The following is a 23,443-nucleotide window of genomic DNA, read 5'->3' on the forward strand; positions in this document are numbered from 1 at the left end:
ATGTCTATTGCCGTAAATATGAATGACCCGACCAACACGGGCGTCAAAACGACGACCGGCAGCGGGTCGATGACCGGAAGCAACGCTGCCGATCTGCAAAGCAGTTTCCTGACCTTACTGGTCGCGCAATTGAAGAACCAGGACCCGACTAACCCATTACAAAATAATGAGTTAACGACGCAGTTGGCGCAAATCAGTACCGTGAGCGGCATTGAAAAACTGAATACGACGCTGGGGGCTATTTCCGGGCAAATCGATAATAGTCAGTCCCTACAGGCGACCACGCTGATTGGACATGGCGTTATGGTGCCTGGCACCACAATTCTGGCGGGTAAAGGCGCGGAAGAAGGGGCCGTGACGTCCACGACGCCGTTTGGCGTGGAATTGCAACAGCCTGCGGACAAAGTGACGGCAACCATTACCGATAAAGATGGCCGGGTGGTACGGACGCTGGAGATCGGTGAGTTGCGAGCCGGGGTACACACCTTTACCTGGGATGGTAAACAAACGGACGGAACAACGGTACCGAATGGTTCTTACAACATTGCGATTACCGCCAGCAATGGCGGGACGCAACTGGTGGCGCAGCCGCTGCAATTCGCTCTGGTACAGGGCGTGACGAAGGGCAGTAACGGCAACCTGTTGGATCTGGGTACCTACGGCACCACCACACTCGACGAAGTTCGGCAAATAATCTAAGCCCTTACACTTATCAGGAGTCAGTCATGTCTTTTTCTCAAGCGGTTAGCGGCCTGAACGCTGCGGCCACCAACCTTGATGTTATCGGTAATAACATCGCCAACTCCGCCACCTATGGCTTTAAGTCCGGTACGGCATCATTTGCCGATATGTTTGCCGGTTCCAAAGTGGGGCTGGGCGTAAAAGTGGCGGGGATTACCCAGGATTTTACCGACGGTACGACAACGAACACCGGGCGCGGGCTGGATGTCGCGATTAGCCAGAACGGTTTTTTCCGCCTGGTAGACAGCAACGGTTCCGTGTTCTATAGCCGCAACGGCCAGTTCAAACTGGACGAGAACCGTAACCTGGTCAATATGCAGGGGATGCAGTTGACCGGCTATCCGGCCACCGGTACGCCGCCGACCATTCAGCAGGGGGCGAATCCTGCGCCGATCACCATTCCGAACACGCTGATGGCGGCGAAATCGACCACCACCGCGTCAATGCAGATCAACCTGAACTCGACGGACCCTGTACCGTCTAAAACGCCCTTTAGCGTGAGTGATGCGGATTCGTATAACAAAAAAGGCACCGTCACCGTTTATGACAGCCAGGGTAATGCCCATGACATGAACGTCTATTTTGTGAAAACCAAAGATAATGAATGGGCCGTGTACACCCATGACAGTAGCGATCCTGCAGCCACAGCGCCGGCGGCACCATCAACCACTCTGGTATTTAACGCAAACGGGACACTGCAATCCGGCGGTACGGTGAACATCACCACCGGTACGATTAATGGCGCGACAGCGGCCACCTTCTCCCTCAGCTTCCTTAACTCCATGCAGCAGAACACCGGGGCTAACAACATCGTCGCCACCAATCAGAACGGCTATAAGCCGGGCGACCTGGTGAGCTACCAGATTAACAACGACGGCACCGTAGTTGGCAACTATTCCAACGAGCAGGAGCAGGTGCTGGGGCAGATAGTGCTGGCTAACTTCGCCAACAACGAAGGTCTGGCATCCCAGGGCGATAACGTCTGGGCGGCGACGCAGGCCTCCGGGGTAGCGCTGCTGGGGACTGCCGGTTCCGGCAACTTCGGTAAGCTGACGAACGGCGCGCTGGAAGCCTCTAACGTGGATTTGAGTAAAGAGCTGGTGAATATGATCGTAGCGCAGCGTAACTACCAGTCGAATGCGCAGACCATCAAAACCCAGGACCAGATCCTCAATACGCTGGTTAACCTGCGCTAAGCGCCTGACGGGATAGCTTAATGGATCACGCAATTTATACCGCCATGGGGGCGGCCAGCCAGACGCTTAACCAGCAGGCGGTAACGGCCAGCAACCTGGCTAATGCCTCAACGCCGGGCTTTCGCGCGCAGCTTAACGCGCTACGCGCGGTGCCCGTTGATGGCCTCTCTTTAGCGACGCGCACGCTGGTTACGGCGTCGACGCCGGGGGCGGATATGACCCCGGGTCAGTTGGACTACACGTCCCGCCCGCTGGATGTTGCGTTGCAGCAGGACGGCTGGCTGGTGGTGCAAGCGGCGGATGGCGCTGAAGGATATACCCGTAACGGGAATATCCAGGTGGGGCCGACCGGGCAGTTAACCATTCAGGGACATCCGGTTATCGGCGAAGGCGGCCCGATCACCGTTCCTGAAGGGTCGGAAATCACCATCGCGGCAGACGGCACGATCTCCGCGCTCAATCCCGGCGACCCGCCAAACACGGTGGCGCCCGTTGGGCGACTGAAGCTGGTCAAAGCGGAAGGCAATGAGGTGCAGCGGAGCGATGACGGTTTATTCCGCCTTACCGCCGAGGCACAGGCTGAACGCGGGGCGGTACTGGCCGCCGACCCGTCAATTCGCATTATGTCGGGCGTGCTGGAGGGCAGTAACGTCAAGCCGGTTGAAGCCATGACCGACATGATCGCCAACGCACGTCGTTTTGAAATGCAGATGAAGGTTATCACCAGCGTAGATGAGAACGAAGGGCGAGCTAACCAACTGCTGTCGATGAGTTAATACAGGACATTTTATGATCAGTTCATTATGGATCGCCAAAACCGGTCTGGACGCGCAGCAAACCAATATGGATGTGATTGCCAATAACCTGGCAAACGTCAGCACCAATGGTTTTAAGCGTCAGCGCGCGGTATTTGAAGATCTGTTGTATCAGACCATCCGCCAGCCGGGCGCGCAGTCGTCCGAGCAGACGACGCTGCCTTCCGGGCTGCAAATCGGTACCGGCGTGCGTCCGGTCGCCACGGAGCGTCTGCACAGTCAGGGGAACCTGTCGCAGACCAACAACAGTAAAGATGTGGCGATTAAAGGGCAGGGCTTTTTCCAGGTCATGCTGCCGGACGGTACGTCTGCCTATACCCGCGACGGCTCTTTCCAGGTGGATCAGAATGGTCAACTGGTGACGGCGGGCGGTTTTCAGGTGCAGCCGGCAATCACCATTCCGGCCAACGCGTTAAGCATCACGATTGGCCGCGACGGCGTGGTCAGCGTTACCCAGCAGGGGCAGGCCGCGCCGGTTCAGGTCGGGCAGCTTAACCTGACCACCTTTATGAACGACACCGGGCTGGAAAGCATTGGCGAGAACCTCTATATCGAAACGCAATCGTCCGGCGCGCCGAACGAAAGCACGCCGGGGCTCAACGGCGCGGGGTTGTTGTATCAAGGGTATGTCGAAACGTCGAACGTTAACGTGGCGGAAGAGCTGGTGAACATGATTCAGGTTCAACGCGCCTATGAAATTAACAGTAAAGCAGTATCGACGACCGATCAGATGCTGCAGAAACTGACGCAACTCTAAGGGGCCGCCGGTGGGGGATACGCCACCGGCTCCCTGATTTTGAAGATGAAGGTAATGCAAAAATACGCGCTTCACGCTTACCCAGTTATGGCCCTGATGGTCGCGACGCTGACAGGATGCGCCTGGATACCCGCTAAACCGCTTGTGCAGGGGGCGACCACGGCGCAGCCGATACCTGGCCCGGTACCGGTGGCGAATGGCTCCATATTTCAGTCTGCGCAGCCGATTAATTATGGCTATCAGCCGCTTTTTGAAGATCGTCGACCGCGTAATATCGGCGATACGCTCACGATTGTGTTACAGGAAAACGTCAGCGCCAGTAAAAGCTCGTCGGCAAATGCCAGTCGCGACGGCAAAACCAGTTTTGGTTTTGATACGGTACCGCGTTATCTGCAGGGATTATTCGGTAATTCCCGCGCGGATATGGAGGCCTCCGGCGGCAACTCTTTTAACGGCAAAGGCGGCGCGAATGCCAGCAATACCTTTAGCGGCACGCTGACCGTGACCGTCGATCAGGTTCTGGCCAATGGCAATTTACACGTCGTGGGGGAAAAACAGATCGCGATTAATCAGGGAACGGAATTCATCCGCTTCTCCGGCGTGGTAAATCCACGCACCATCAGCGGCAGCAACTCTGTTCCCTCGACACAGGTGGCGGATGCGCGGATTGAATATGTCGGGAACGGCTATATTAACGAAGCGCAAAATATGGGCTGGCTGCAACGTTTCTTCCTTAATTTGTCGCCGATGTAAGCGAGGTGTATGTGTTTAAAGCTCTTGCAGGAATCGTTCTGGCACTGGTTGCCACTCTGGCGCACGCCGAGCGTATCCGGGATCTGACCAGTGTCCAGGGAGTACGGGAAAACTCGCTGATCGGCTACGGGCTGGTGGTCGGGTTGGACGGTACGGGCGACCAGACGACTCAGACGCCATTTACCACCCAGACGCTGAATAACATGCTGTCACAACTGGGGATTACGGTCCCCACCGGCACCAACATGCAGTTGAAAAACGTGGCGGCGGTGATGGTGACGGCGTCGTATCCGCCTTTTGCGCGACAGGGACAAACGATCGATGTCGTCGTTTCCTCAATGGGGAACGCTAAAAGTCTGCGTGGCGGGACGTTGTTAATGACGCCGTTAAAAGGGGTGGACAGCCAGGTGTATGCTCTGGCGCAGGGCAATATTCTGGTCGGCGGCGCGGGCGCTTCCGCAGGCGGCAGTAGCGTGCAGGTTAACCAGCTTAATGGCGGGCGCATCACTAATGGCGCGATTATCGAACGTGAGTTGCCGACTCAGTTCGGCGCTGGCAACACCATTAATCTGCAATTGAACGACGAAGATTTTACGATGGCGCAGCAAATTACCGACGCCATCAACCGCGCCCGCGGTTACGGCAGCGCCACTGCGCTTGATGCGCGAACGGTACAGGTACGCGTGCCCAGCGGCAACAGCTCGCAGGTGCGTTTTCTGGCGGACATTCAAAATATGGAAGTCAACGTGACGCCGCAGGATGCAAAAGTTGTGATCAACTCGCGTACCGGTTCGGTGGTCATGAATCGGGAAGTCACGCTGGATAGCTGCGCTGTGGCGCAGGGCAATTTGTCAGTGACAGTCAATCGCCAGCTCAACGTCAACCAGCCGAATACGCCATTTGGCGGCGGGCAGACCGTGGTGACGCCACAAACTCAAATAGATTTGCGTCAGAGCGGCGGATCGCTACAGAGCGTGCGTTCCAGCGCCAATCTGAACAGCGTAGTGCGTGCGCTGAATGCGCTTGGCGCGACGCCGATGGACCTGATGTCGATTTTGCAGTCCATGCAGAGCGCGGGCTGTCTACGCGCCAAACTGGAAATCATCTGATGATCGGAGACGGTAAATTGCTGGCCAGCGCGGCCTGGGATGCGCAATCTCTGAACGAACTGAAAGCGAAAGCGGGCCAGGACCCGGCGGCGAATATCCGTCCTGTGGCCCGTCAGGTGGAAGGGATGTTTGTGCAGATGATGCTGAAAAGTATGCGTGAGGCTTTACCCAAAGATGGTTTATTCAGCAGCGATCAGACGCGTCTGTATACCAGCATGTATGACCAGCAGATCGCCCAGCAGATGACCGCCGGTAAGGGATTGGGGCTGGCGGATATGATGGTTAAACAGATGACGGGCGGGCAGACGATGCCTGCGGATGACGCGCCGCAAGTACCGCTTAAATTCTCCCTGGAGACGGTAAACAGCTATCAAAATCAGGCGCTGACCCAACTGGTGCGCAAAGCCATCCCGAAAACGCCGGACAGCAGCGATGTGCCGCTCTCCGGCGACAGTAAAGACTTTCTGGCCCGGCTTTCGCTCCCGGCGAGGCTGGCCAGCGAACAAAGCGGGGTGCCGCATCACCTGATTCTGGCGCAGGCGGCGCTGGAGTCGGGCTGGGGGCAACGGCAAATCCTGCGGGAGAATGGCGAACCCAGCTATAACGTATTTGGCGTGAAAGCGACCGCCAGTTGGAAAGGGCCGGTGACGGAAATCACCACCACTGAATACGAAAATGGCGAAGCGAAAAAAGTGAAAGCGAAATTCCGCGTCTATAGCTCGTATCTGGAGGCGTTATCGGATTATGTCGCGCTGTTAACGCGTAACCCACGCTACGCTGCCGTGACCACTGCCGCCACGGCAGAGCAGGGCGCAGTGGCTCTGCAAAACGCCGGATACGCCACTGACCCGAATTACGCGCGTAAATTGACCAGCATGATTCAGCAGTTGAAAGCGATGAGTGAAAAGGTCAGCAAAACCTACAGCGCGAATCTCGACAATCTCTTTTAAATTGCTCAAGTCCACGTAGTCGCTGCCGATAACAACGAGTATTGAAGGATTAAAAGGAACCATCATGTCCAGCTTGATTAATCACGCCATGAGCGGACTTAACGCCGCGCAGGCCGCGTTAAATACGGTCAGTAATAACATCAACAATTATAACGTTGCGGGTTATACCCGGCAGACAACTATTCTGGCGCAGGCAAACAGTACGTTAGGGGCTGGCGGCTGGATAGGTAATGGCGTTTACGTTTCAGGCGTACAGCGCGAATATGATGCGTTTATCACTAATCAGCTACGCGGCGCGCAAAATCAGAGCAGCGGCTTAACCACGCGCTATGAACAAATGTCGAAAATCGACAACCTGCTGGCCGATAAATCCAGCTCACTGTCTGGTTCGTTGCAGAGTTTTTTTACCAGCCTGCAAACGTTAGTCAGTAACGCGGAAGATCCTGCGGCGCGTCAGGCGCTGATTGGTAAAGCGGAAGGGCTGGTAAACCAGTTCAAAACCACCGATCAGTATCTGCGCGATCAGGATAAACAGGTCAATATCGCGATTGGCTCCAGCGTGGCGCAAATCAACAATTACGCGAAGCAGATAGCTAACCTGAACGATCAAATCTCCCGTATGACGGGCGTAGGCGCGGGCGCATCGCCGAACGACCTGCTCGATCAGCGTGATCAGTTGGTCAGCGAGCTTAACAAGATCGTTGGCGTCGAGGTGAGTGTACAGGACGGCGGCACCTATAACCTGACGATGGCCAATGGCTATACGCTGGTGCAGGGGTCGACGGCGCGTCAGTTGGCGGCGGTTCCCTCCAGCGCCGACCCGACGCGAACGACTGTCGCTTATGTCGATGAGGCCGCCGGTAACATCGAAATTCCGGAAAAGTTGCTGAACACCGGTTCGCTCGGCGGGCTACTGACGTTCCGTTCTCAGGATTTGGATCAGACTCGTAATACGCTGGGCCAGTTGGCGTTAGCGTTTGCCGATGCGTTTAACGCGCAGCATACCAAAGGTTATGACGCCGACGGCAATAAAGGGAAAGACTTCTTTAGCATTGGCTCGCCGGTGGTATATAGCAACAGTAATAATGCCGATAAAACGGTATCGCTAACCGCTAAGGTGGTCGACAGCACGAAGGTTCAGGCGACGGATTATAAGATTGTTTTTGACGGTACAGACTGGCAGGTTACTCGCACTGCGGATAACACTACCTTCACGGCGACAAAAGATGCTGACGGAAAACTGGAGATTGACGGTCTGAAAGTGACGGTAGGGACCGGTGCACAGAAAAACGACAGTTTTCTTCTCAAGCCGGTCAGCAATGCTATCGTCGACATGAACGTTAAAGTGACAAATGAAGCCGAGATTGCGATGGCGTCTGAGTCAAAACTCGATCCTGATGTGGATACCGGCGACAGCGATAACCGCAATGGTCAGGCATTGCTGGACTTACAAAACAGCAATGTAGTGGGCGGCAACAAAACCTTTAACGATGCTTATGCCACGTTGGTCAGCGATGTGGGTAACAAAACGTCAACGCTGAAAACCAGCAGCACCACGCAGGCGAATGTGGTTAAACAGCTTTATAAACAGCAACAGTCGGTTTCCGGCGTTAACCTCGACGAAGAGTACGGCAATTTGCAGCGTTATCAGCAGTATTATCTGGCGAATGCGCAAGTATTGCAGACCGCGAATGCGCTGTTTGATGCGTTACTGAATATTCGCTAAAGGAGAAGGATGACATGCGTATCAGTACCCAGATGATGTACGAACAAAATATGAGCGGCATCACTAATTCTCAGGCCGAATGGATGAAGCTGGGCGAGCAGATGTCTACCGGTAAGCGCGTTACCAACCCATCTGACGATCCGATCGCCGCGTCGCAGGCGGTAGTACTCTCTCAGGCGCAGGCGCAGAATAGCCAGTACGCCCTGGCGCGTACGTTTGCCACCCAAAAAGTGTCGCTGGAAGAAAGCGTACTCAGTCAGGTGACGACGGCGATTCAAACCGCGCAGGAAAAAATCGTCTATGCCGGAAACGGCACGTTAAGCGACGATGACCGCGCTTCGCTGGCGACGGATTTACAGGGCATCCGCGATCAGCTGATGAACCTGGCAAACAGCACTGACGGCAATGGTCGCTATATCTTTGCCGGGTATAAAACGGAAGCAGCGCCATTCGACCAGGCGACAGGTGGTTATCATGGCGGCGAGAAAAGTGTTACCCAGCAGGTGGATTCCGCACGCACGATGGTAATTGGCCATACGGGAGCGCAAATTTTTAATAGCATCACCAGCAATGCGGTGCCGGAACCGGATGGCTCGGACTCCGAAAAGAATCTGTTTGTCATGCTCGATACGGCAATTGCCGCACTTAAGACCCCGGTGGAAGGCAATGACGTGGAAAAAGAAAAAGCCGCTGCCGCCATTGATAAAACCAATCGCGGCTTAAAAAATTCGCTCAATAACGTCCTGACCGTTCGTGCGGAACTGGGAACGCAACTGAGCGAACTCAGTACGCTGGATTCACTGGGAAGCGACCGTGTGCTGGGGCAGAAGCTGCAGATGAGCAATCTGGTAGATGTGGACTGGAACTCGGTCATTTCCTCCTACGTCATGCAACAGGCGGCATTACAGGCGTCCTATAAAACGTTTACCGACATGCAGGGAATGTCGCTTTTCCAGTTGAACCGGTAACGCCTCTTTTTGAAACATATCACGAAACTGGATATGTTTTGTCTGCCCGCGCCATCCACCCCGGCGCGGGCATTTTTTTAGTCGTCATTGAGTTAGTGGTCATATTGTCGCGCCCGTAGCGACGCCATCCGTACGTATTATCCTGCCCGATCTCATAAACGCCTGGAGTGACTAAAAGACGCCATGGGGTAAGGCATCGCCCTGTAAGGGGCATAAAAAAGCCGACCTGGCGGTCGGCTTTGTATCAGCATTTACATCATTCTACCGGCTGTGGGCGTGTCGCCGGGGCGCTGGCGTGACGTGTGGCGCTGTGTCCGCCTGCTGCGCCTTTACCTTCAAAGTGGAAGGAAGGGCGCTGCCAGTCGCTATGGTGCGGGGTTTCCGGCACATATTCCGGCGCTGGCGCACGCGTCATCGGCGCGCTGGCGTGATTATGATCGTCGTCAACGCAGACAACGTCCTGCGGCTTTTCCACCACCTGGGCCGGTGCGATAACGGTTTCTTCTGCCGTGTGCTCCACAACAGCCGCTTCCGCTTTTGTCTCTTCTTCTGGCTCGACAACGACAACATCAGCTACGTTTTCAGCCACCGTAATGGACGCGTCGGCGGTTTCTGCTACCGGTTCGGCGTCAGCAATAACCTCTTGCGCCACCGGCGTATCGCTTTCGGCAATCAGTTGCGGCTGTTCATCAACCGGCGCGGCAATCACTTCCGGATGCGTTGTCTCGACCTCGACGACTTCCGGCACCTGTGGTTCGGCGACAGTCTGCGGCTCAACGGCAACGTTTTCTACCGCCTGTACCGACGCTTGTGGTTCTAACGCTACGGTCGCAGCGATAACCTGCGGTTCAGCGACAACCGGTTGTGGCAGCGCCAGATCTGCTTCACGCTGCTCTTCAACAACCTGCGTTTCCTGAGGACGGACAATCGGGTAGCGGATCCAGACTTTACCGGACGCCATTTCCGGCGACGCGCAGGCGACGGTTAACGGCATCGGCGATTGTGTCGGGTAGCGCTCGTCACGATAGCGACGACGACGCTGACCGCTAACGCGCAGGTGGCGCGGAGAACGGCGGGAGCGACGCGGCATACCGGTATTATCGCGAGGTTCTACGCTATCATCCTGCTCCGGCGCGATATCGGCAACGACAGGTAAATCAACTTTCGCCAATTCGGTACGCGGCGCTGGAACGGGCTGTTCAACGTTTTCAACCGGGCGTGGTTCGTCGACGACGACTGGCGTATCAACCGTTTCAACCACTGCGCTGTTGGTAAAGCGGACTTTCTGATTAAGCTGACGCTGCTTGCGGCGCGGCTGAACCTGCTGAACGCGTTCTTCCTGCTCGGTCTCCTGGACAGGCAGTTCTTCGCGGTTAAGCGCTTTTACTTCCTGCTGCGCCTGGCGTTTGTCATCATTGCGGCGGCGGCTGCGTTCGCGACGCGGCGTCTGTTGCTGCTCATCGCCGGTTTTCACTTTTTCCGCCGTTTCCTGCTGGCGGGTATCGCGCGCTTCCGCATTTTGCTGCTGCGCCTGGCGACGGTTACGACGATTATCGTCGCGGCTCTCGCCGCCGTCACGTCCGGCACGGTTATCACGGGTGTCGCGGCGTTCGTTACGATCGCGACGGTTGTTCTGCCGTGGCTTGCGACGATCCTGCTGACGCTCCGCTTTTTCTTCCGCTTTCGGCGCGGCTGTTTCGACGGCTTTCGTTTCTTCACCGCTGAACAGTTGTTTCAGCGCGTTTAGGAAGCGGCTAAACAGACCCGGCTGGGCAGGCTGCGCGGCGGCAACATTATCCTTTTTCGCCGTGGCGACGCTAACCGCCGGTTCGACAGGCGTCGGCGCCGGAGGCACATCTGGCATAGCGAATGTCGCCAGCGCAGGCTGTTCCGGGCGTTTACGCTCGGCGTACTCTTCTTCAGAAGGCAGCGCCATCGCTTCTTCGTGCAGCTTCGGCAGCATGTAGCTCAGGGTCGGCGTTTCTTCCCCTTTGCGTACGCGCAGCACGGAATAGTGCGGCGTTTCCATCTGATCGTTCGGGACGATGACACAGCGGACGCCATCCTGACGCGTCTCAATAGCGTTAACTGCCGTCCGTTTTTCGTTAAGCAGATAAGAGGCGATCGGCACCGGAACAATGGCATGGACTTCCTGCGTATTCTCTTTCAGCGCTTCTTCTTCAATCAGGCGCAGAATGGACAGCGACAGAGATTCGTTATCGCGCACTGTGCCGGTACCGCTACAGCGCGGACACACGTGATGGCTGGATTCGCCCAGCGACGGGCTCAGGCGCTGACGCGACATTTCGAGCAGGCCGAAGCGGGAAATATGGCTAATCTGAATACGCGCCCGGTCCTGACGCACCGCTTCACGCAGGCGGTTTTCTACCGCGCGCTGGTGACGTACCGGCGTCATATCGATAAAGTCGATAACGATCAGGCCGCCCAGGTCGCGCAGACGCAGCTGGCGGGCAATTTCATCGGCTGCTTCCAGGTTGGTATTAAACGCCGTTTCTTCGATATCGCCGCCGCGAGTCGCGCGGGCGGAGTTGATATCGATGGCGGTTAACGCTTCGGTACTGTCAATGACGATGGAGCCGCCGGAGGGCAGGCGCACTTCACGCTGGAACGCTGACTCGATCTGCGATTCGATCTGGTAATGGCTGAACAACGGGATTTCACCGGTGTACAGCTTAATTTTGCTGCTAAAATCCGGGCGGCCCAACGCGGCGATATGCTGACGCGCCATTTCCATCACTTTGGGATTGTCGATCAGGATTTCACCGATATCCTGACGCAGATAGTCGCGAAACGCGCGTACGATGACGTTGCTTTCCTGATGGATCAGGAACGGCGCGGGACGGCTTTCAGCGGCTTTCTGAATGGCTTCCCAGTGTTTCAGGCGGAAGCTTAAATCCCACTGCAACGCTTCGGCGGATTTACCCACGCCTGCGGTACGCACGATAAGCCCCATCCCTTCAGGAAGTTCCAGGCTGGCCAACGCTTCTTTTAACTCGGTACGATCGTCTCCTTCAATGCGACGGGAAATACCACCCGCGCGCGGGTTATTCGGCATCAGCACCAGGTAGCTGCCCGCCAGACTGATAAAGGTGGTTAACGCCGCGCCTTTGTTGCCGCGCTCTTCTTTATCGATTTGAACAATGACTTCCTGGCCTTCGCGTAACACGTCTTTAATGTTCGGGCGACCATGAGCGCTGTAGTTAGCGGGGAAATATTCGCGGGCAATTTCTTTTAACGGGAGGAAACCGTGGCGTTCTGCGCCGTAATCAACAAAAGCCGCTTCCAGGCTCGGTTCAATACGGGTAATTTTGCCTTTATAGATGTTCGCTTTTTTCTGCTCGTGTCCGGGGCTTTCTATATCCAGATCGTACAGACGCTGCCCATCTACAAGGGCGACGCGCAACTCTTCCTGCTGAGTCGCGTTGATTAACATTCTTTTCATCGTAACTTACTCATTATTCTTACGTTGACGACTAAGCTGCGGGCATGGTGACGCCTTACCGGGCATGAACCGATGGCCTCGTGACTATTTCGCGTCGCCAACCTCACGGTTATCGTCAGCTCAAAGAGGCGCAGAGTGTCGGTTGCCTGTATTTCATACGGAAACACAGCGCAATTATCAGGGAAGCAGCCTGGGCATTACTCTCCAGAGAAGATCCTATCTACCGGTAAGGACTGCAACCCGCAGCCCGCTAACTGTCTGAAAAATCAATACGTCTTACGCCATTGCTGCGTTGATGATCGGTCAGACAAAATGGGTTATTCCGCTAAACTTTTTGTTTTAACAAGTTTCGGTGCGGAAACCGTATCATTATTCCACTGCTAACCTTGTTATAGCAAGATGACTTTTACCATTTATCACCCGCTTACTCACAGTTTTTTCACCAGCGTGAGCCAATCGCTTTAATAACCAGCAAAACCGCAGTGAAAAATGTTCATCCACTAGCGTAGACGTCTCTATAAGCATAGAAAAATGTGTGGCGCGAATCTCACAGGCTATTTAGAATCGCCCCCCATGAAAACAGAAACGCCATCCGTAAAAATTGTTGCCATCGCCGCTGACGAAGCGGGGCAACGCATTGATAACTTTTTGCGCACCCAACTGAAAGGGGTACCAAAAAGTATGATTTATCGCATCTTGCGTAAAGGCGAGGTGCGGGTGAACAAAAAACGCATTAAACCGGAATACAAACTGGAAGCGGGCGATGAAGTCCGCATTCCGCCGGTTCGCGTTGCTGAACGTGAAGAAGAGGCCGTGTCGCCGCATTTGCAAAAAGTGGCGGCCTTGGCGGACGTCATTTTGTATGAAGACGACCATATTCTGGTGCTGAATAAGCCTTCCGGCACCGCCGTACACGGCGGGAGCGGGTTAAGTTTTGGCGTCATCGAAGGGCTGCGGGCGTTGCGTCCGGAAGCGCGATTCCTGGAACTGGTGCATCGTCTTGACCGCGATACCTCCGGCGTGCTGTTGGTGGCGAAAAAACGCTCCGCGCTGCGTTCGCTGCATGAGCAACTGCGCGAAAAGGGAATGCAGAAAGATTATCTGGCGCTGGTGCGCGGCCAGTGGCAATCGCACGTTAAAACCGTACAGGCGCCATTATTAAAGAACATTCTGCAAAGCGGCGAACGCATTGTTCGCGTGAGCCAGGAAGGCAAACCGTCAGAAACGCGCTTCAAGGTGGAAGAGCGCTATGCCTTCGCCACGCTGGTGCGCTGTAGCCCGGTCACGGGCCGTACGCATCAGATTCGCGTACATACCCAATATGCCGGTCACCCTATTGCGTTCGACGATCGCTACGGCGACCGTGAGTTTGATAAGCAACTGGCGGATACGGGGTTGAACCGACTTTTCCTGCACGCAGCAGCGTTGAAATTTACCCATCCGGGAACGGGTGAAGTGATGCGTATTGAAGCGCCGATGGATAAGCAATTGAAGCGCTGCCTTGAGGTATTACGTAGTAAAGCCTGATGCGCATTGCTTATCAGGCCTACAATCGTGTGATGCACCGTAGGCCTGATAAGACGCATCGCGTCGCCATCAGGCAGATTAACAGGCAGATTAATCAGGCATTCAGCGGGTTCATCTCTTCCCGCCGCAGCATTTGACACAACGCGATCAGCGGCAAACCGATCAAGGTATTTGGGTCACGGCCCTCTAAGCGCTCAAATAATGCAATGCCTAAACCTTCGCTTTTAAAACTTCCCGCGCAATGCAGCGGATGCTCTTTACGGACATAGTCGTCTATTTCCGCTTCGCTTAAATGGCGAAAATGAACGTCAAAAGGCTCCACTTCGGTTTGTAAGTGCCCGGAGGCGGAGTTATACAGTGCCAGTCCGGTATAAAACGTCACAATATTTCCGCTGGCTTTGGCTAATTGCTGACGCGCTTTTTCTTCCGTCAGCGGTTTGCCGGTGATTTCGCCGTCCAGAACACAAATTTGGTCGGAGCCAATAATCAAATGATTCGGGAAACGCGCGGCGAGCGATTGCGCCTTCGCCTGCGCCAGCCGCAACACCAATTGGCGCGGCGCTTCGCCCGGCATGGGGGTTTCATCAACATCCGGCGCGGCGCATTCGAAAGGAATCGTCAGCTTTTCCAGCAGCGCGCGACGCCAGGGAGAGGTAGACGCAAGGATGAGACGGGGCATATTTTTTTCCCTCAGATATAGCGTAATGATGAGAGCCATCTTAAACTATGCTCTTCGGTCTTCAAGCCTGTCATACTGACTCGTCTTGAGCGAAAATAAGTCTGTAACCCGCAATGTGTGCGAATTATTGGCAAAAGGCAACCGCAGGCTGCCTTTTTCTTTGACTATATGACGTTACGAAGTTAATATGCGCGCCCTATGCAAAAGGTAAAATTACCCCTGACTCTTGATCCGGTTCGTACCGCTCAAAAACGCCTTGATTACCAGGGTATCTATACCCCCGATCAGGTTGAGCGCGTTGCCGAGTCTGTAGTCAGTGTGGACAGTGATGTGGAATGCTCCATGTCGTTCGCTATCGATAACCAGCGTCTCGCCGTTTTAACCGGCGATGCGGTCGTTACGGTGTCGCTCGAATGCCAGCGTTGCGGGAAACCGTTTACCCATCAGGTTCACACAACGTATTGTTTTAGCCCTGTCCGTTCCGACGAGCAGGCTGAAGCACTGCCGGAAGCGTATGAGCCGATTGAGGTAAACGAATTCGGCGAAATCGATCTGCTGGCGACGGTTGAAGATGAAATCATCCTCGCCTTGCCGGTAGTTCCGGTGCATGATTCTGAACACTGTGAAGTGTCCGAGGCGGACATGGTCTTTGGCGAACTGCCTGATGAAGCGCAAAAGCCAAACCCATTTGCCGTATTAGCCAGCTTAAAGCGTAAGTAATAGGTCTTCCCCGCGGACGCAGGGATAAACCGTAATTGAGGAGTAAGGTCCATGGCCGTACAACAGAATAAACCAACCCGTTCCAAACGTGGCATGCGTCGTTCCCATGACGCTCTGACCGCAGTCACCAGCCTGTCTGTAGACAAAACTTCTGGTGAAAAACACCTGCGTCACCACATCACTGCCGACGGTTACTACCGCGGCCGTAAGGTCATCGCTAAGTAATCGCGCGATACTCGATGCCTTTTGCATCACAGGCGTGCCTGTGGTGTAAAAGCCGAAGAGTACAAGCGTGATAAAGCTTAGTGAGGATTTCTCCGCGTAAGCGGAGAACACCGAACCAGGCAGCGACGATACCTTGACACGTCTAACCCTGGCGTTAGATGTCATGGGGGGCGATTTTGGTCCTTCCGTGACGGTGCCTGCAGCATTGCAGGCACTGAACGCTAATTCGCAGCTCACTCTTCTTTTAGTCGGGAATCCCGATATTATCACGCCATTACTTGCCAAAGCTGACTTTGAACAACGTTCGCGTCTGCAGATTATCCCTGCACAGTCAGTTATTGCCAGTGATGCCCGGCCTTCGCAGGCGATCCGCGCCAGTCGCGGGACATCCATGCGTGTGGCCCTGGAGCTTGTGAAAGAAGGCCGAGCCGAAGCTTGCGTTAGCGCCGGTAATACCGGGGCGCTGATGGGGCTGGCGAAATTATTGCTCAAGCCTCTTGAGGGGATTGAGCGTCCGGCGTTGGTGACGGTATTACCGCACCAGCAAAAGGGCAAAACGGTAGTGCTTGATTTGGGGGCCAACGTCGACTGCGACAGTACCATGCTGGTGCAGTTTGCCGTGATGGGTGCCGTTTTGGCGGAAGAGGTCGTCGGGATCAAAAATCCCCGCGTGGCGCTACTCAATATCGGGGAAGAAGAAACCAAAGGCCTCGACAGTATTCGCGAAGCCTCTTTAATGTTAAAAACAGTTCCAACCATCAATTACATCGGCTACCTTGAGGCGAATGAGTTACTGACGGGAAAAACCGATGTACTGGTGTGTGACGGCTTTACAGGCAATGTCACACTTAAAACGATGGAGGGGGTTGTCAGAATGTTCCTTTCACTGCTGAAATCACAGGGCGAAGGGAAAAAACGGTCGTGGTGGCTGCTGTTATTAAAACGTTGGTTACAAAAAAGCCTGACGAGGCGATTCAGTCACCTCAACCCCGACCAGTATAATGGCGCCTGTCTGTTAGGATTGCGCGGCACGGTGATAAAAAGTCATGGTGCGGCCAATCAGCGAGCATTTGCAGTCGCGATTGAACAGGCAGTGCAGGCGGTGCAGCGACAAGTTCCTCAGCGAATTGCCGCTCGCCTGGAATCTGTATACCCAGCCGGATTTGAACCGCTGGACGATGGCAAAGGCGTAAACCTGCGGGCGCACAGATAATATCGCTGTCTCCCCGGCGCCGCCAGCGTGCCAGACGTTTACAGGTAACGGTATATAACCGAAAAGTGACTGAGCGTACATGTATACGAAGATTATTGGTACTGGCAGCTATCTGCCCGAACAAGTGCGGACTAACGCCGATCTGGAAAAAATGGTTGAGACCTCTGACGAGTGGATTGTCACTCGTACAGGTATTCGTGAACGCCATATCGCCGCGCCGAATGAAACTGTCGCGACGATGGGCTTTACCGCTGCGAATCGCGCGATTGAGATGGCGGGGATCGATAAAGACCAAATTGGCTTGATTGTGGTGGCTACCACATCAGCAACGCATGCATTTCCAAGCGCGGCATGTCAGATTCAAAGTATGCTCGGTATTAAAGGTTGCCCGGCGTTTGATGTCGCGGCAGCGTGCGCAGGTTTCACCTACGCGTTAAGCATCGCCGACCAGTACGTTAAATCCGGCGCGGTTAAACACGCGCTGGTGGTCGGTTCCGATGTATTAGCCCGCACTTGCGATCCTGGCGATCGCGGTACGATCATTATTTTCGGCGATGGCGCAGGCGCGGCCGTACTGAGCGCTTCTGAAGAACCGGGTATTATCTCCACTCATCTTCATGCCGATGGCCGTTACGGTGAATTACTGACCCTGCCGAATGCCGATCGCGTAAATCCGGATAACCCGATTTACCTGACGATGGCGGGTAATGAAGTCTTTAAAGTGGCGGTCACTGAACTGGCGCATATTGTCGATGAGACGCTGGCGGCTAATAACCTGGATCGCTCAGAACTCGATTGGCTGGTGCCGCATCAGGCTAATCTGCGTATCATTAGCGCGACAGCGAAAAAACTCGGCATGTCGATGGACAATGTCGTCGTCACGCTGGACAGGCACGGCAATACCTCCGCGGCTTCTGTGCCGTGCGCGCTGGATGAAGCCGTGCGTGACGGGCGAATTAAAGCCGGTCAGCTGGTATTGCTTGAAGCCTTCGGGGGTGGATTCACCTGGGGCTCCGCGCTGATTCGTTTCTAGTATAAGGATTTAAACATGACGCAATTTGCATTTGTGTTCCCCGGTCAGGGTTCTCAGAGCGTTGGGATGTTGGCCGAGATGGCGGCAAATTACCCTATCGTAGAAGAAACGTTTGCTGAAGCTTCTGCGGCTCTGGGATATGATCTGTGGGCGCTCACCCAGCAAGGTCCAGCGGAAGAACTGAATAAAACCTGGCAGACGCAGCCGGCGTTATTAACCGCTTCCGTCGCGCTTTGGCGCGTTTGGCAGCAGCAGGGCGGTAAAATGCCTGCGTTAATGGCAGGTCACAGCCTGGGCGAATATTCCGCGCTGGTTTGCGCTGGCGTCATCAACTTTGCTGATGCCGTTCGTCTGGTGGAAATGCGTGGTAAATTCATGCAGGAAGCGGTTCCGGAAGGCACTGGCGGCATGTCTGCGATCATCGGTCTGGATGATGCCTCTATTGCTAAAGCCTGTGAAGAATCTGCCGAAGGGCAGGTTGTTTCGCCGGTTAACTTTAACTCGCCGGGACAGGTGGTCATCGCCGGGCATAAAGAGGCAGTAGAACGCGCGGGCGCAGCCTGTAAAGCCGCTGGAGCGAAACGCGCGCTGCCGCTGCCGGTGAGCGTACCGTCGCACTGCGCGCTGATGAAACCAGCGGCAGATAAGCTGGCGGTTGAATTAGCCAAAATTACCTTTAGCGCGCCAACGGTGCCGGTAGTAAACAACGTTGACGTGAAATGTGAAACCGATGCCGCCGCTATCCGCGATGCGCTGGTTCGCCAGTTGTACAATCCGGTACAGTGGACGAAGAGCGTGGAATTTATCGCGGCGCAGGGCGTTGAACATCTTTATGAAGTGGGTCCAGGTAAAGTCCTCACTGGTCTGACGAAACGTATTGTCGACACCCTGACAGCGTCGGCGCTGAACGAGCCGGCGGCGCTGTCTGCGGCACTTACGCAATAAAAGAGGAAAACCATGAGCTTTGAAGGAAAGATTGCGCTGGTGACTGGTGCAAGCCGTGGCATAGGCCGCGCAATTGCAGAGACTCTCGTTGCCCGCGGCGCGAAAGTTATCGGGACTGCGACCAGTGAAAATGGTGCGAAGAACATTAGCGACTATTTAGGTGCTAACGGGAAAGGTTTGATGTTGAATGTGACCGATCCTGCATCTATTGAATCTGTTCTGGAAAATATTCGCGCAGAATTTGGTGAAGTGGATATCCTGGTTAATAATGCCGGTATCACTCGTGATAATCTGTTGATGCGAATGAAAGATGATGAGTGGAACGATATTATCGAAACCAATTTATCATCCGTTTTCCGCCTGTCAAAAGCGGTAATGCGCGCTATGATGAAAAAGCGTTGTGGTCGCATTATCACTATTGGTTCTGTGGTTGGTACCATGGGAAATGCAGGTCAGGCAAACTACGCTGCGGCGAAAGCGGGCCTGATCGGTTTCAGTAAATCACTGGCGCGTGAAGTTGCGTCCCGTGGTATTACTGTCAATGTTGTGGCTCCGGGTTTTATTGAAACGGACATGACGCGTGCGCTGTCTGACGATCAGCGTGCGGGTATCCTGGCGCAGGTGCCTGCGGGTCGCCTCGGCGGCGCTCAGGAAATCGCCAGTGCGGTTGCATTTTTAGCCTCTGACGAAGCGAGTTACATCACTGGTGAGACTCTGCACGTCAACGGCGGAATGTACATGGTTTAATCACGATTGAAAAATATTTGCGTTATTAGGGCGAAAGGCCGCAAAATAACGTAAAATCGTGGTAAGACCTGCCGGGATTTAGTTGCAAATTTTTCAACATTTTATACACTACGAAAACCATCGCGAAAGCGAGTTTTGATAGGAAATTTAAGAGTATGAGCACTATCGAAGAACGCGTTAAGAAAATTATCGGCGAACAGCTGGGCGTTAAGCAGGAAGAAGTAACCAACAATGCTTCTTTCGTTGAAGACCTGGGCGCAGATTCTCTTGACACCGTTGAGCTGGTAATGGCTCTGGAAGAAGAGTTTGATACTGAGATTCCGGACGAAGAAGCTGAGAAAATCACCACCGTTCAGGCTGCCATTGATTACATCAACGGCCACCAGGCGTAAGTGAACATCTCCAGGCGGTCATTCGACCGCCTGAGTTTTATCTTTTTGTCCCACTAGAATCATTTTCCCTCCCTGGAGGACAACCGTGTCTAAGCGTCGTGTAGTTGTGACCGGACTGGGCATGTTGTCTCCTGTCGGCAATACCGTAGAGTCTACCTGGAAAGCTCTCCTTGCCGGTCAGAGTGGCATCAGCCTGATCGACCATTTCGATACTAGCGCCTATGCAACGAAATTTGCTGGCTTAGTAAAGGATTTTAACTGTGATGACATTATCTCGCGCAAAGAACAGCGCAAGATGGATGCCTTCATTCAATATGGAATTGTCGCTGGCGTACAGGCCATGCAGGATTCTGGCCTTGAAGTGACGGAAGAGAACGCAAGCCGTATTGGCGCCGCTATCGGCTCCGGTATCGGTGGTCTCGGTCTGATCGAAGAAAACCACAGTTCGCTGGTAAAAGGCGGACCGCGTAAGATTAGCCCGTTCTTTGTCCCGTCGACGATTGTTAACATGGTAGCAGGCCATCTGACTATCATGTATGGCCTGCGTGGGCCAAGCATCTCTATTGCGACTGCCTGTACTTCAGGCGTGCATAACATCGGCCATGCCGCGCGTATCATCGCCTATGGCGATGCGGACGCGATGGTGGCAGGTGGCGCAGAAAAAGCCAGTACGCCGCTGGGCGTAGGTGGTTTTGGCGCAGCGCGCGCGCTGTCGACCCGCAACGATAACCCACAGGCGGCGAGCCGTCCGTGGGATAAAGAACGCGATGGTTTTGTACTGGGCGACGGTGCCGGTATGTTGGTGCTTGAAGAGTACGAACATGCAAAAGCGCGTGGTGCGAAAATCTATGCTGAAATCGTCGGCTTTGGTATGAGCAGCGATGCTTACCATATGACGTCGCCGCCGGAAAATGGCGCAGGCGCTGCGCTAGCGATGGTTAACGCGTTGCGTGATGCCGCGATTGAGCCTGCTCAGATTGGCTACGTCAACGCACACGGCACGTCGACGCCTGCCGGCGACAAAGCTGAGACGCAGGCGGTTAAGTCAGTCTTTGGCGATGCCGCAAGCCGAGTGATGGTGAGCTCGACCAAATCGATGACCGGCCATCTGTTGGGCGCCGCAGGCGCAGTAGAGTCTATTTTCTCTATTCTGGCGCTGCGCGATCAGGCCATTCCGCCAACCATTAATCTGGATAACCCGGATGAAGGTTGCGATCTGGACTTCGTGCCGCATGAAGCGCGCCAGGTCAGCGATCTGGAGTACGCTCTGTGTAACTCCTTTGGCTTTGGCGGTACTAACGGTTCGTTGATTTTCAAACGTATCTAGTCAGTACTGTTATGAATAAAAAAGCGGAGCGCCTGGCGCTCCGCTTTTTTATGTATTCTTGATCTGAAGGCTACTGGTACGTAAAGTTCAGTTGAACGACAGTCTTGAATTCCCCTGGCGTTACGCGACCCGTCGGTGTGTACATGCGCGCAGAGAGCGGGAAAACGGCCCGGTGGTCATTGCCGTTCACTTTCACGGCCAGCGTATCCGCCGGTGAGATTTCCGTCTGATGATCGCGGGTCATAATTTCCAGTGCCATACCGGTAGCGCTGCCCTGGCTGTTAGCGAATTTGGTAGCATCGTCAGTGTCGGCATCACCGCTGAACAGGGCAGTCACCTGAGTAGTTGATGGCGGGCAGGAGGAGAGGGTCAGTTCAAAATCCTGCCACTCACTGGTATCGCCCACCTTCAGGTAATCAACGGCGCGTGCCTGCTGGAACGTGACCGTCTGTTCCTTTGTGCCCGTATCCACGATGCAGGCAGAAGCAATTACTATACCGCTCAGGTTAATATCGGTTGCCTGCACGGAATAAATACTGCTTACCGCCCATAGACAGGCCAACGCGGGGAGCAGTTTATTTATCTGTTGCGCCATTGTCCCGTCCTGGATTACTGGTAGGTGAAGGTTGCCTGTACTTGGCCCTCGATGGTGCCTGGCATCACGAGGCCTGTTGCCACTGCACGGGAGCGCAGTTTCAGGTCATAGGCATGCGTGTCGGATGGGATTGCGATGTCCTTCAGAGCAGCGCCATTTTTATAGGCGTGCTCGCTTTTGTCATCCGTTAACTCAAGCTTCAGGTTGGTGGCAGTGCCGGTATTTTTGTAGAAGTCTGTATCCGTGTCGGCGGTGCCAGCAAAGGCTACGCTAAATGAGGTGGTGGAGGCTGGGCAATCGGTGAGCGTCAATGTCTTTTCAACCCATGGGGTAGTGCTGCCACTTGTTTCCAGAGTATTGGCCTGAATCCCGGTCCCCAGATTAATAGCGAGAGACTCATCGCCGCCGTTAACCACACAAGGTGAGGCGATAACGGTACCGCTGATATCAATATTGACAGCCTGACTGGATGAGGAAAATAACCAACCAAGCGCAATGATGAATGCCACTGTCTTTTTCCTGTTTGTAACAATCATATATAATCCCTATTAGTTGTAAGTAACTTTAAGCTCAATGGCTGTTTTGACATTACCCGCAGTTACGCTTTCAGCATCATCTATAAAATAAGACACTTTAAAGTCAGGCAACACATAATCCCCGGAGCCGTTATAATTCTGGAGCGCGATCGCTGAATTAATTGTATGAGGCGTACCATCGGTATTCTGTATCTGCACATAAACATTTTTCGCGTAGGTATCACCCGTCACAGTATTAAGAACCCCATTGGCCTCGTCGTGGGCTCCATAGACTGCGGAAAAATTATAAGAGATACCATTGATGGCCCCCGGGCAGTTTGTGAGCGTTATCGTCGGCGCCTGAATACTATTTTGTGCGCCCGTTTTTAGGCTATTCCCATAAAGTGGGTTGAGTTTAATTTCTGTTGGTGCGTTAATTCCACAAGCCGTATACTTTGGCTGACTAGCCACACCAGAACGGGCCACGAAAGTCACATCTCCATATCCGCTATCCGCTGGGTTATGATAAGAAACAGTAACGCTTGGCACCTCAGTAATGGGGCCCGCCGGTAGTTCATCCGTTAAACGCACCAGCATGTAGCGAATAATTAGGTCGCCGGATGCGTTGACATTACTATCGACGTCTAAACGAAATGGAGCCGTATAATCTTTATCCGGGGTTACTACGCCCGCTGGGGTGTAAGTCATTTGATAGGCAATGCCTACACCCGGGTTATTGGTTTTATACACCGTTGCGTCATTAGTAGTCGTTCCCCCTGTCGGTTCGCCATTCACAGTAAAATCAATATAACCTTTTTGGCTGCTAGCTATTATTGGCAATTTCCAGTGTTCCCCCCAGTCGTCAAACCAGGTTGTCCCCCCGGCCGAACTCGGCATAGTAAAGGAGCTGAATTTATAAGGTAAAGTTGATGTATTCGCACTGCTTGTATTTATGATACCTGCAAGAGCATCAACGGACGTTATCAACGGGCACACAGATATTAACAACGCAAGGCCGACTGTTTTTTTCACGAATACGTTTTCCTT

At 54.1% G+C, this 23,443-nt stretch carries 23 protein-coding genes; 18 read left to right on the forward strand and 5 right to left on the reverse strand.

The window, feature by feature from the left end; genetic code table 11:
- From flgD to flgL, 9 genes are all read left to right on the forward strand, one after another.
- On the forward strand, positions 1–699 hold the full coding sequence (gene flgD, locus ACLJRH_RS11285) for a flagellar hook assembly protein FlgD (RefSeq protein WP_000020450.1): 699 nt from the start codon (positions 1–3) through the stop codon (positions 697–699).
- Between the two features lie 26 nt (positions 700–725).
- A complete protein-coding gene (flgE, locus tag ACLJRH_RS11290) occupies positions 726–1,937 on the forward strand; it encodes a flagellar hook protein FlgE (protein ID WP_000010562.1) in 1,212 nt (403 codons plus the stop codon).
- 20 nt (positions 1,938–1,957) lie between these two features.
- Positions 1,958–2,713, forward strand: a complete 756-nt coding sequence (locus ACLJRH_RS11295) for a flagellar basal body rod protein FlgF (RefSeq protein ID WP_000349278.1) — start codon at positions 1,958–1,960, stop codon at positions 2,711–2,713.
- Between the two features lie 13 nt (positions 2,714–2,726).
- Positions 2,727–3,509 (forward strand): flagellar basal-body rod protein FlgG, encoded by a 783-nt coding sequence (gene flgG, locus ACLJRH_RS11300; protein ID WP_000625851.1) that lies wholly within the window; start codon positions 2,727–2,729, stop codon positions 3,507–3,509.
- A gap of 54 nt (positions 3,510–3,563) precedes the next feature.
- The gene (gene flgH / locus ACLJRH_RS11305; RefSeq protein WP_001174897.1) at positions 3,564–4,262 is read left to right on the forward strand and encodes a flagellar basal body L-ring protein FlgH; all 699 of its coding nucleotides are present in this window, start codon (positions 3,564–3,566) and stop codon (positions 4,260–4,262) included.
- 11 nt (positions 4,263–4,273) lie between these two features.
- On the forward strand, positions 4,274–5,371 hold the full coding sequence (locus ACLJRH_RS11310; protein WP_001518955.1) for a flagellar basal body P-ring protein FlgI: 1,098 nt from the start codon (positions 4,274–4,276) through the stop codon (positions 5,369–5,371).
- Positions 5,371–6,321, forward strand: a complete 951-nt coding sequence (flgJ, locus tag ACLJRH_RS11315) for a flagellar assembly peptidoglycan hydrolase FlgJ (protein ID WP_000578688.1) — start codon at positions 5,371–5,373, stop codon at positions 6,319–6,321. The genes ACLJRH_RS11310 and flgJ overlap by 1 nt, the downstream gene beginning before the upstream one ends.
- Before the next feature lie 64 nt (positions 6,322–6,385).
- Positions 6,386–8,047 carry a flagellar hook-associated protein FlgK gene (gene flgK, locus ACLJRH_RS11320; protein WP_000096425.1) on the forward strand — a complete coding sequence of 554 codons (1,662 nt, stop codon included), beginning with the start codon at positions 6,386–6,388 and terminating at the stop codon, positions 8,045–8,047.
- A 14-nt stretch (positions 8,048–8,061) separates the two neighbouring features.
- A complete protein-coding gene (gene flgL / locus ACLJRH_RS11325) occupies positions 8,062–9,015 on the forward strand; it encodes a flagellar hook-associated protein FlgL (protein ID WP_023136991.1) in 954 nt (317 codons plus the stop codon).
- Between the two features lie 256 nt (positions 9,016–9,271).
- On the opposite strand, the gene rne is transcribed toward flgL, so the two are convergent.
- The gene (rne, locus tag ACLJRH_RS11330) at positions 9,272–12,478 is read right to left on the reverse strand and encodes a ribonuclease E (RefSeq protein WP_023136990.1); all 3,207 of its coding nucleotides are present in this window, start codon (positions 12,476–12,478) and stop codon (positions 9,272–9,274) included.
- A 573-nt stretch (positions 12,479–13,051) separates the two neighbouring features.
- Here rne and rluC point away from each other — a divergent pair.
- Complete coding sequence (gene rluC / locus ACLJRH_RS11335) at positions 13,052–14,005, forward strand: 23S rRNA pseudouridine(955/2504/2580) synthase RluC (protein WP_000846310.1); 954 nt, start codon at positions 13,052–13,054, stop codon at positions 14,003–14,005.
- Positions 14,006–14,099: 94 nt separating this feature from the next.
- Here rluC and ACLJRH_RS11340 read toward each other — a convergent pair whose 3' ends face one another.
- Positions 14,100–14,684 carry a Maf family protein gene (locus ACLJRH_RS11340; protein ID WP_001137603.1) on the reverse strand — a complete coding sequence of 195 codons (585 nt, stop codon included), beginning with the start codon at positions 14,682–14,684 and terminating at the stop codon, positions 14,100–14,102.
- 198 nt (positions 14,685–14,882) lie between these two features.
- Between ACLJRH_RS11340 and yceD the strand changes: the two genes are divergently transcribed.
- From yceD to fabF, 8 genes are all read left to right on the forward strand, one after another.
- On the forward strand, positions 14,883–15,404 hold the full coding sequence (gene yceD, locus ACLJRH_RS11345) for a 23S rRNA accumulation protein YceD (RefSeq protein WP_001174492.1): 522 nt from the start codon (positions 14,883–14,885) through the stop codon (positions 15,402–15,404).
- A 51-nt stretch (positions 15,405–15,455) separates the two neighbouring features.
- Positions 15,456–15,629 (forward strand): 50S ribosomal protein L32, encoded by a 174-nt coding sequence (gene rpmF, locus ACLJRH_RS11350; protein WP_000290727.1) that lies wholly within the window; start codon positions 15,456–15,458, stop codon positions 15,627–15,629.
- Between the two features lie 133 nt (positions 15,630–15,762).
- Entirely contained in the window at positions 15,763–16,842 is a 1,080-nt protein-coding gene (gene plsX / locus ACLJRH_RS11355) for a phosphate acyltransferase PlsX (RefSeq protein ID WP_001518286.1), read from the forward strand.
- Between the two features lie 79 nt (positions 16,843–16,921).
- Entirely contained in the window at positions 16,922–17,875 is a 954-nt protein-coding gene (gene fabH / locus ACLJRH_RS11360) for a beta-ketoacyl-ACP synthase III (RefSeq protein ID WP_000288148.1), read from the forward strand.
- A gap of 15 nt (positions 17,876–17,890) precedes the next feature.
- Positions 17,891–18,820, forward strand: coding sequence for an ACP S-malonyltransferase (gene fabD / locus ACLJRH_RS11365; protein ID WP_000191343.1), 930 nt, complete (start codon positions 17,891–17,893; stop codon positions 18,818–18,820).
- 12 nt (positions 18,821–18,832) lie between these two features.
- On the forward strand, positions 18,833–19,567 hold the full coding sequence (fabG, locus tag ACLJRH_RS11370) for a 3-oxoacyl-ACP reductase FabG (RefSeq protein WP_000007236.1): 735 nt from the start codon (positions 18,833–18,835) through the stop codon (positions 19,565–19,567).
- Between the two features lie 155 nt (positions 19,568–19,722).
- A complete protein-coding gene (gene acpP / locus ACLJRH_RS11375) occupies positions 19,723–19,959 on the forward strand; it encodes an acyl carrier protein (protein ID WP_000103754.1) in 237 nt (78 codons plus the stop codon).
- An 85-nt stretch (positions 19,960–20,044) separates the two neighbouring features.
- Positions 20,045–21,286, forward strand: coding sequence for a beta-ketoacyl-ACP synthase II (gene fabF, locus ACLJRH_RS11380; RefSeq protein WP_000044666.1), 1,242 nt, complete (start codon positions 20,045–20,047; stop codon positions 21,284–21,286).
- 70 nt (positions 21,287–21,356) lie between these two features.
- On the opposite strand, the gene ACLJRH_RS11385 is transcribed toward fabF, so the two are convergent.
- From ACLJRH_RS11385 to ACLJRH_RS11395, 3 genes are read right to left on the reverse strand one after another with little or no spacing between them, the layout of a single operon-like run.
- Positions 21,357–21,881 carry a fimbrial protein gene (locus ACLJRH_RS11385; RefSeq protein WP_000068580.1) on the reverse strand — a complete coding sequence of 175 codons (525 nt, stop codon included), beginning with the start codon at positions 21,879–21,881 and terminating at the stop codon, positions 21,357–21,359.
- Positions 21,882–21,895: 14 nt separating this feature from the next.
- The gene (locus tag ACLJRH_RS11390) at positions 21,896–22,417 is read right to left on the reverse strand and encodes a fimbrial protein (RefSeq protein WP_012513009.1); all 522 of its coding nucleotides are present in this window, start codon (positions 22,415–22,417) and stop codon (positions 21,896–21,898) included.
- Positions 22,418–22,429: 12 nt separating this feature from the next.
- The gene (locus ACLJRH_RS11395) at positions 22,430–23,428 is read right to left on the reverse strand and encodes a fimbrial protein (protein ID WP_000754357.1); all 999 of its coding nucleotides are present in this window, start codon (positions 23,426–23,428) and stop codon (positions 22,430–22,432) included.
- Positions 23,429–23,443 lie beyond the last annotated feature (15 nt).

Source organism: Salmonella sp. SAL04162, assembly GCF_046551535.1.
In the GTDB taxonomy this organism is placed as follows: Bacteria; Pseudomonadota; Gammaproteobacteria; order Enterobacterales; family Enterobacteriaceae; genus Salmonella; species Salmonella enterica.

What these genes read in the sequence shown, in the direction of transcription:
- flgD (WP_000020450.1), top strand. Translation starts at nt 1, where the DNA reads ATGTCTATTGCCGTAAATATGAATGACCCGACCAACACGGGCGTCAAA.
- flgE (WP_000010562.1), top strand. Translation starts at nt 726, where the DNA reads ATGTCTTTTTCTCAAGCGGTTAGCGGCCTGAACGCTGCGGCCACCAAC.
- ACLJRH_RS11295 (WP_000349278.1), top strand. Translation starts at nt 1,958, where the DNA reads ATGGATCACGCAATTTATACCGCCATGGGGGCGGCCAGCCAGACGCTT.
- flgG (WP_000625851.1), top strand. Translation starts at nt 2,727, where the DNA reads ATGATCAGTTCATTATGGATCGCCAAAACCGGTCTGGACGCGCAGCAA.
- flgH (WP_001174897.1), top strand. Translation starts at nt 3,564, where the DNA reads ATGCAAAAATACGCGCTTCACGCTTACCCAGTTATGGCCCTGATGGTC.
- flgJ (WP_000578688.1), top strand. Translation starts at nt 5,371, where the DNA reads ATGATCGGAGACGGTAAATTGCTGGCCAGCGCGGCCTGGGATGCGCAA.
- flgK (WP_000096425.1), top strand. Translation starts at nt 6,386, where the DNA reads ATGTCCAGCTTGATTAATCACGCCATGAGCGGACTTAACGCCGCGCAG.
- flgL (WP_023136991.1), top strand. Translation starts at nt 8,062, where the DNA reads ATGCGTATCAGTACCCAGATGATGTACGAACAAAATATGAGCGGCATC.
- rne (WP_023136990.1), bottom strand. Translation starts at nt 12,478, where the DNA reads ATGAAAAGAATGTTAATCAACGCGACTCAGCAGGAAGAGTTGCGCGTC.
- rluC (WP_000846310.1), top strand. Translation starts at nt 13,052, where the DNA reads ATGAAAACAGAAACGCCATCCGTAAAAATTGTTGCCATCGCCGCTGAC.
- ACLJRH_RS11340 (WP_001137603.1), bottom strand. Translation starts at nt 14,684, where the DNA reads ATGCCCCGTCTCATCCTTGCGTCTACCTCTCCCTGGCGTCGCGCGCTG.
- yceD (WP_001174492.1), top strand. Translation starts at nt 14,883, where the DNA reads ATGCAAAAGGTAAAATTACCCCTGACTCTTGATCCGGTTCGTACCGCT.
- rpmF (WP_000290727.1), top strand. Translation starts at nt 15,456, where the DNA reads ATGGCCGTACAACAGAATAAACCAACCCGTTCCAAACGTGGCATGCGT.
- fabH (WP_000288148.1), top strand. Translation starts at nt 16,922, where the DNA reads ATGTATACGAAGATTATTGGTACTGGCAGCTATCTGCCCGAACAAGTG.
- fabD (WP_000191343.1), top strand. Translation starts at nt 17,891, where the DNA reads ATGACGCAATTTGCATTTGTGTTCCCCGGTCAGGGTTCTCAGAGCGTT.
- fabG (WP_000007236.1), top strand. Translation starts at nt 18,833, where the DNA reads ATGAGCTTTGAAGGAAAGATTGCGCTGGTGACTGGTGCAAGCCGTGGC.
- acpP (WP_000103754.1), top strand. Translation starts at nt 19,723, where the DNA reads ATGAGCACTATCGAAGAACGCGTTAAGAAAATTATCGGCGAACAGCTG.
- ACLJRH_RS11385 (WP_000068580.1), bottom strand. Translation starts at nt 21,881, where the DNA reads ATGGCGCAACAGATAAATAAACTGCTCCCCGCGTTGGCCTGTCTATGG.
- ACLJRH_RS11390 (WP_012513009.1), bottom strand. Translation starts at nt 22,417, where the DNA reads ATGATTGTTACAAACAGGAAAAAGACAGTGGCATTCATCATTGCGCTT.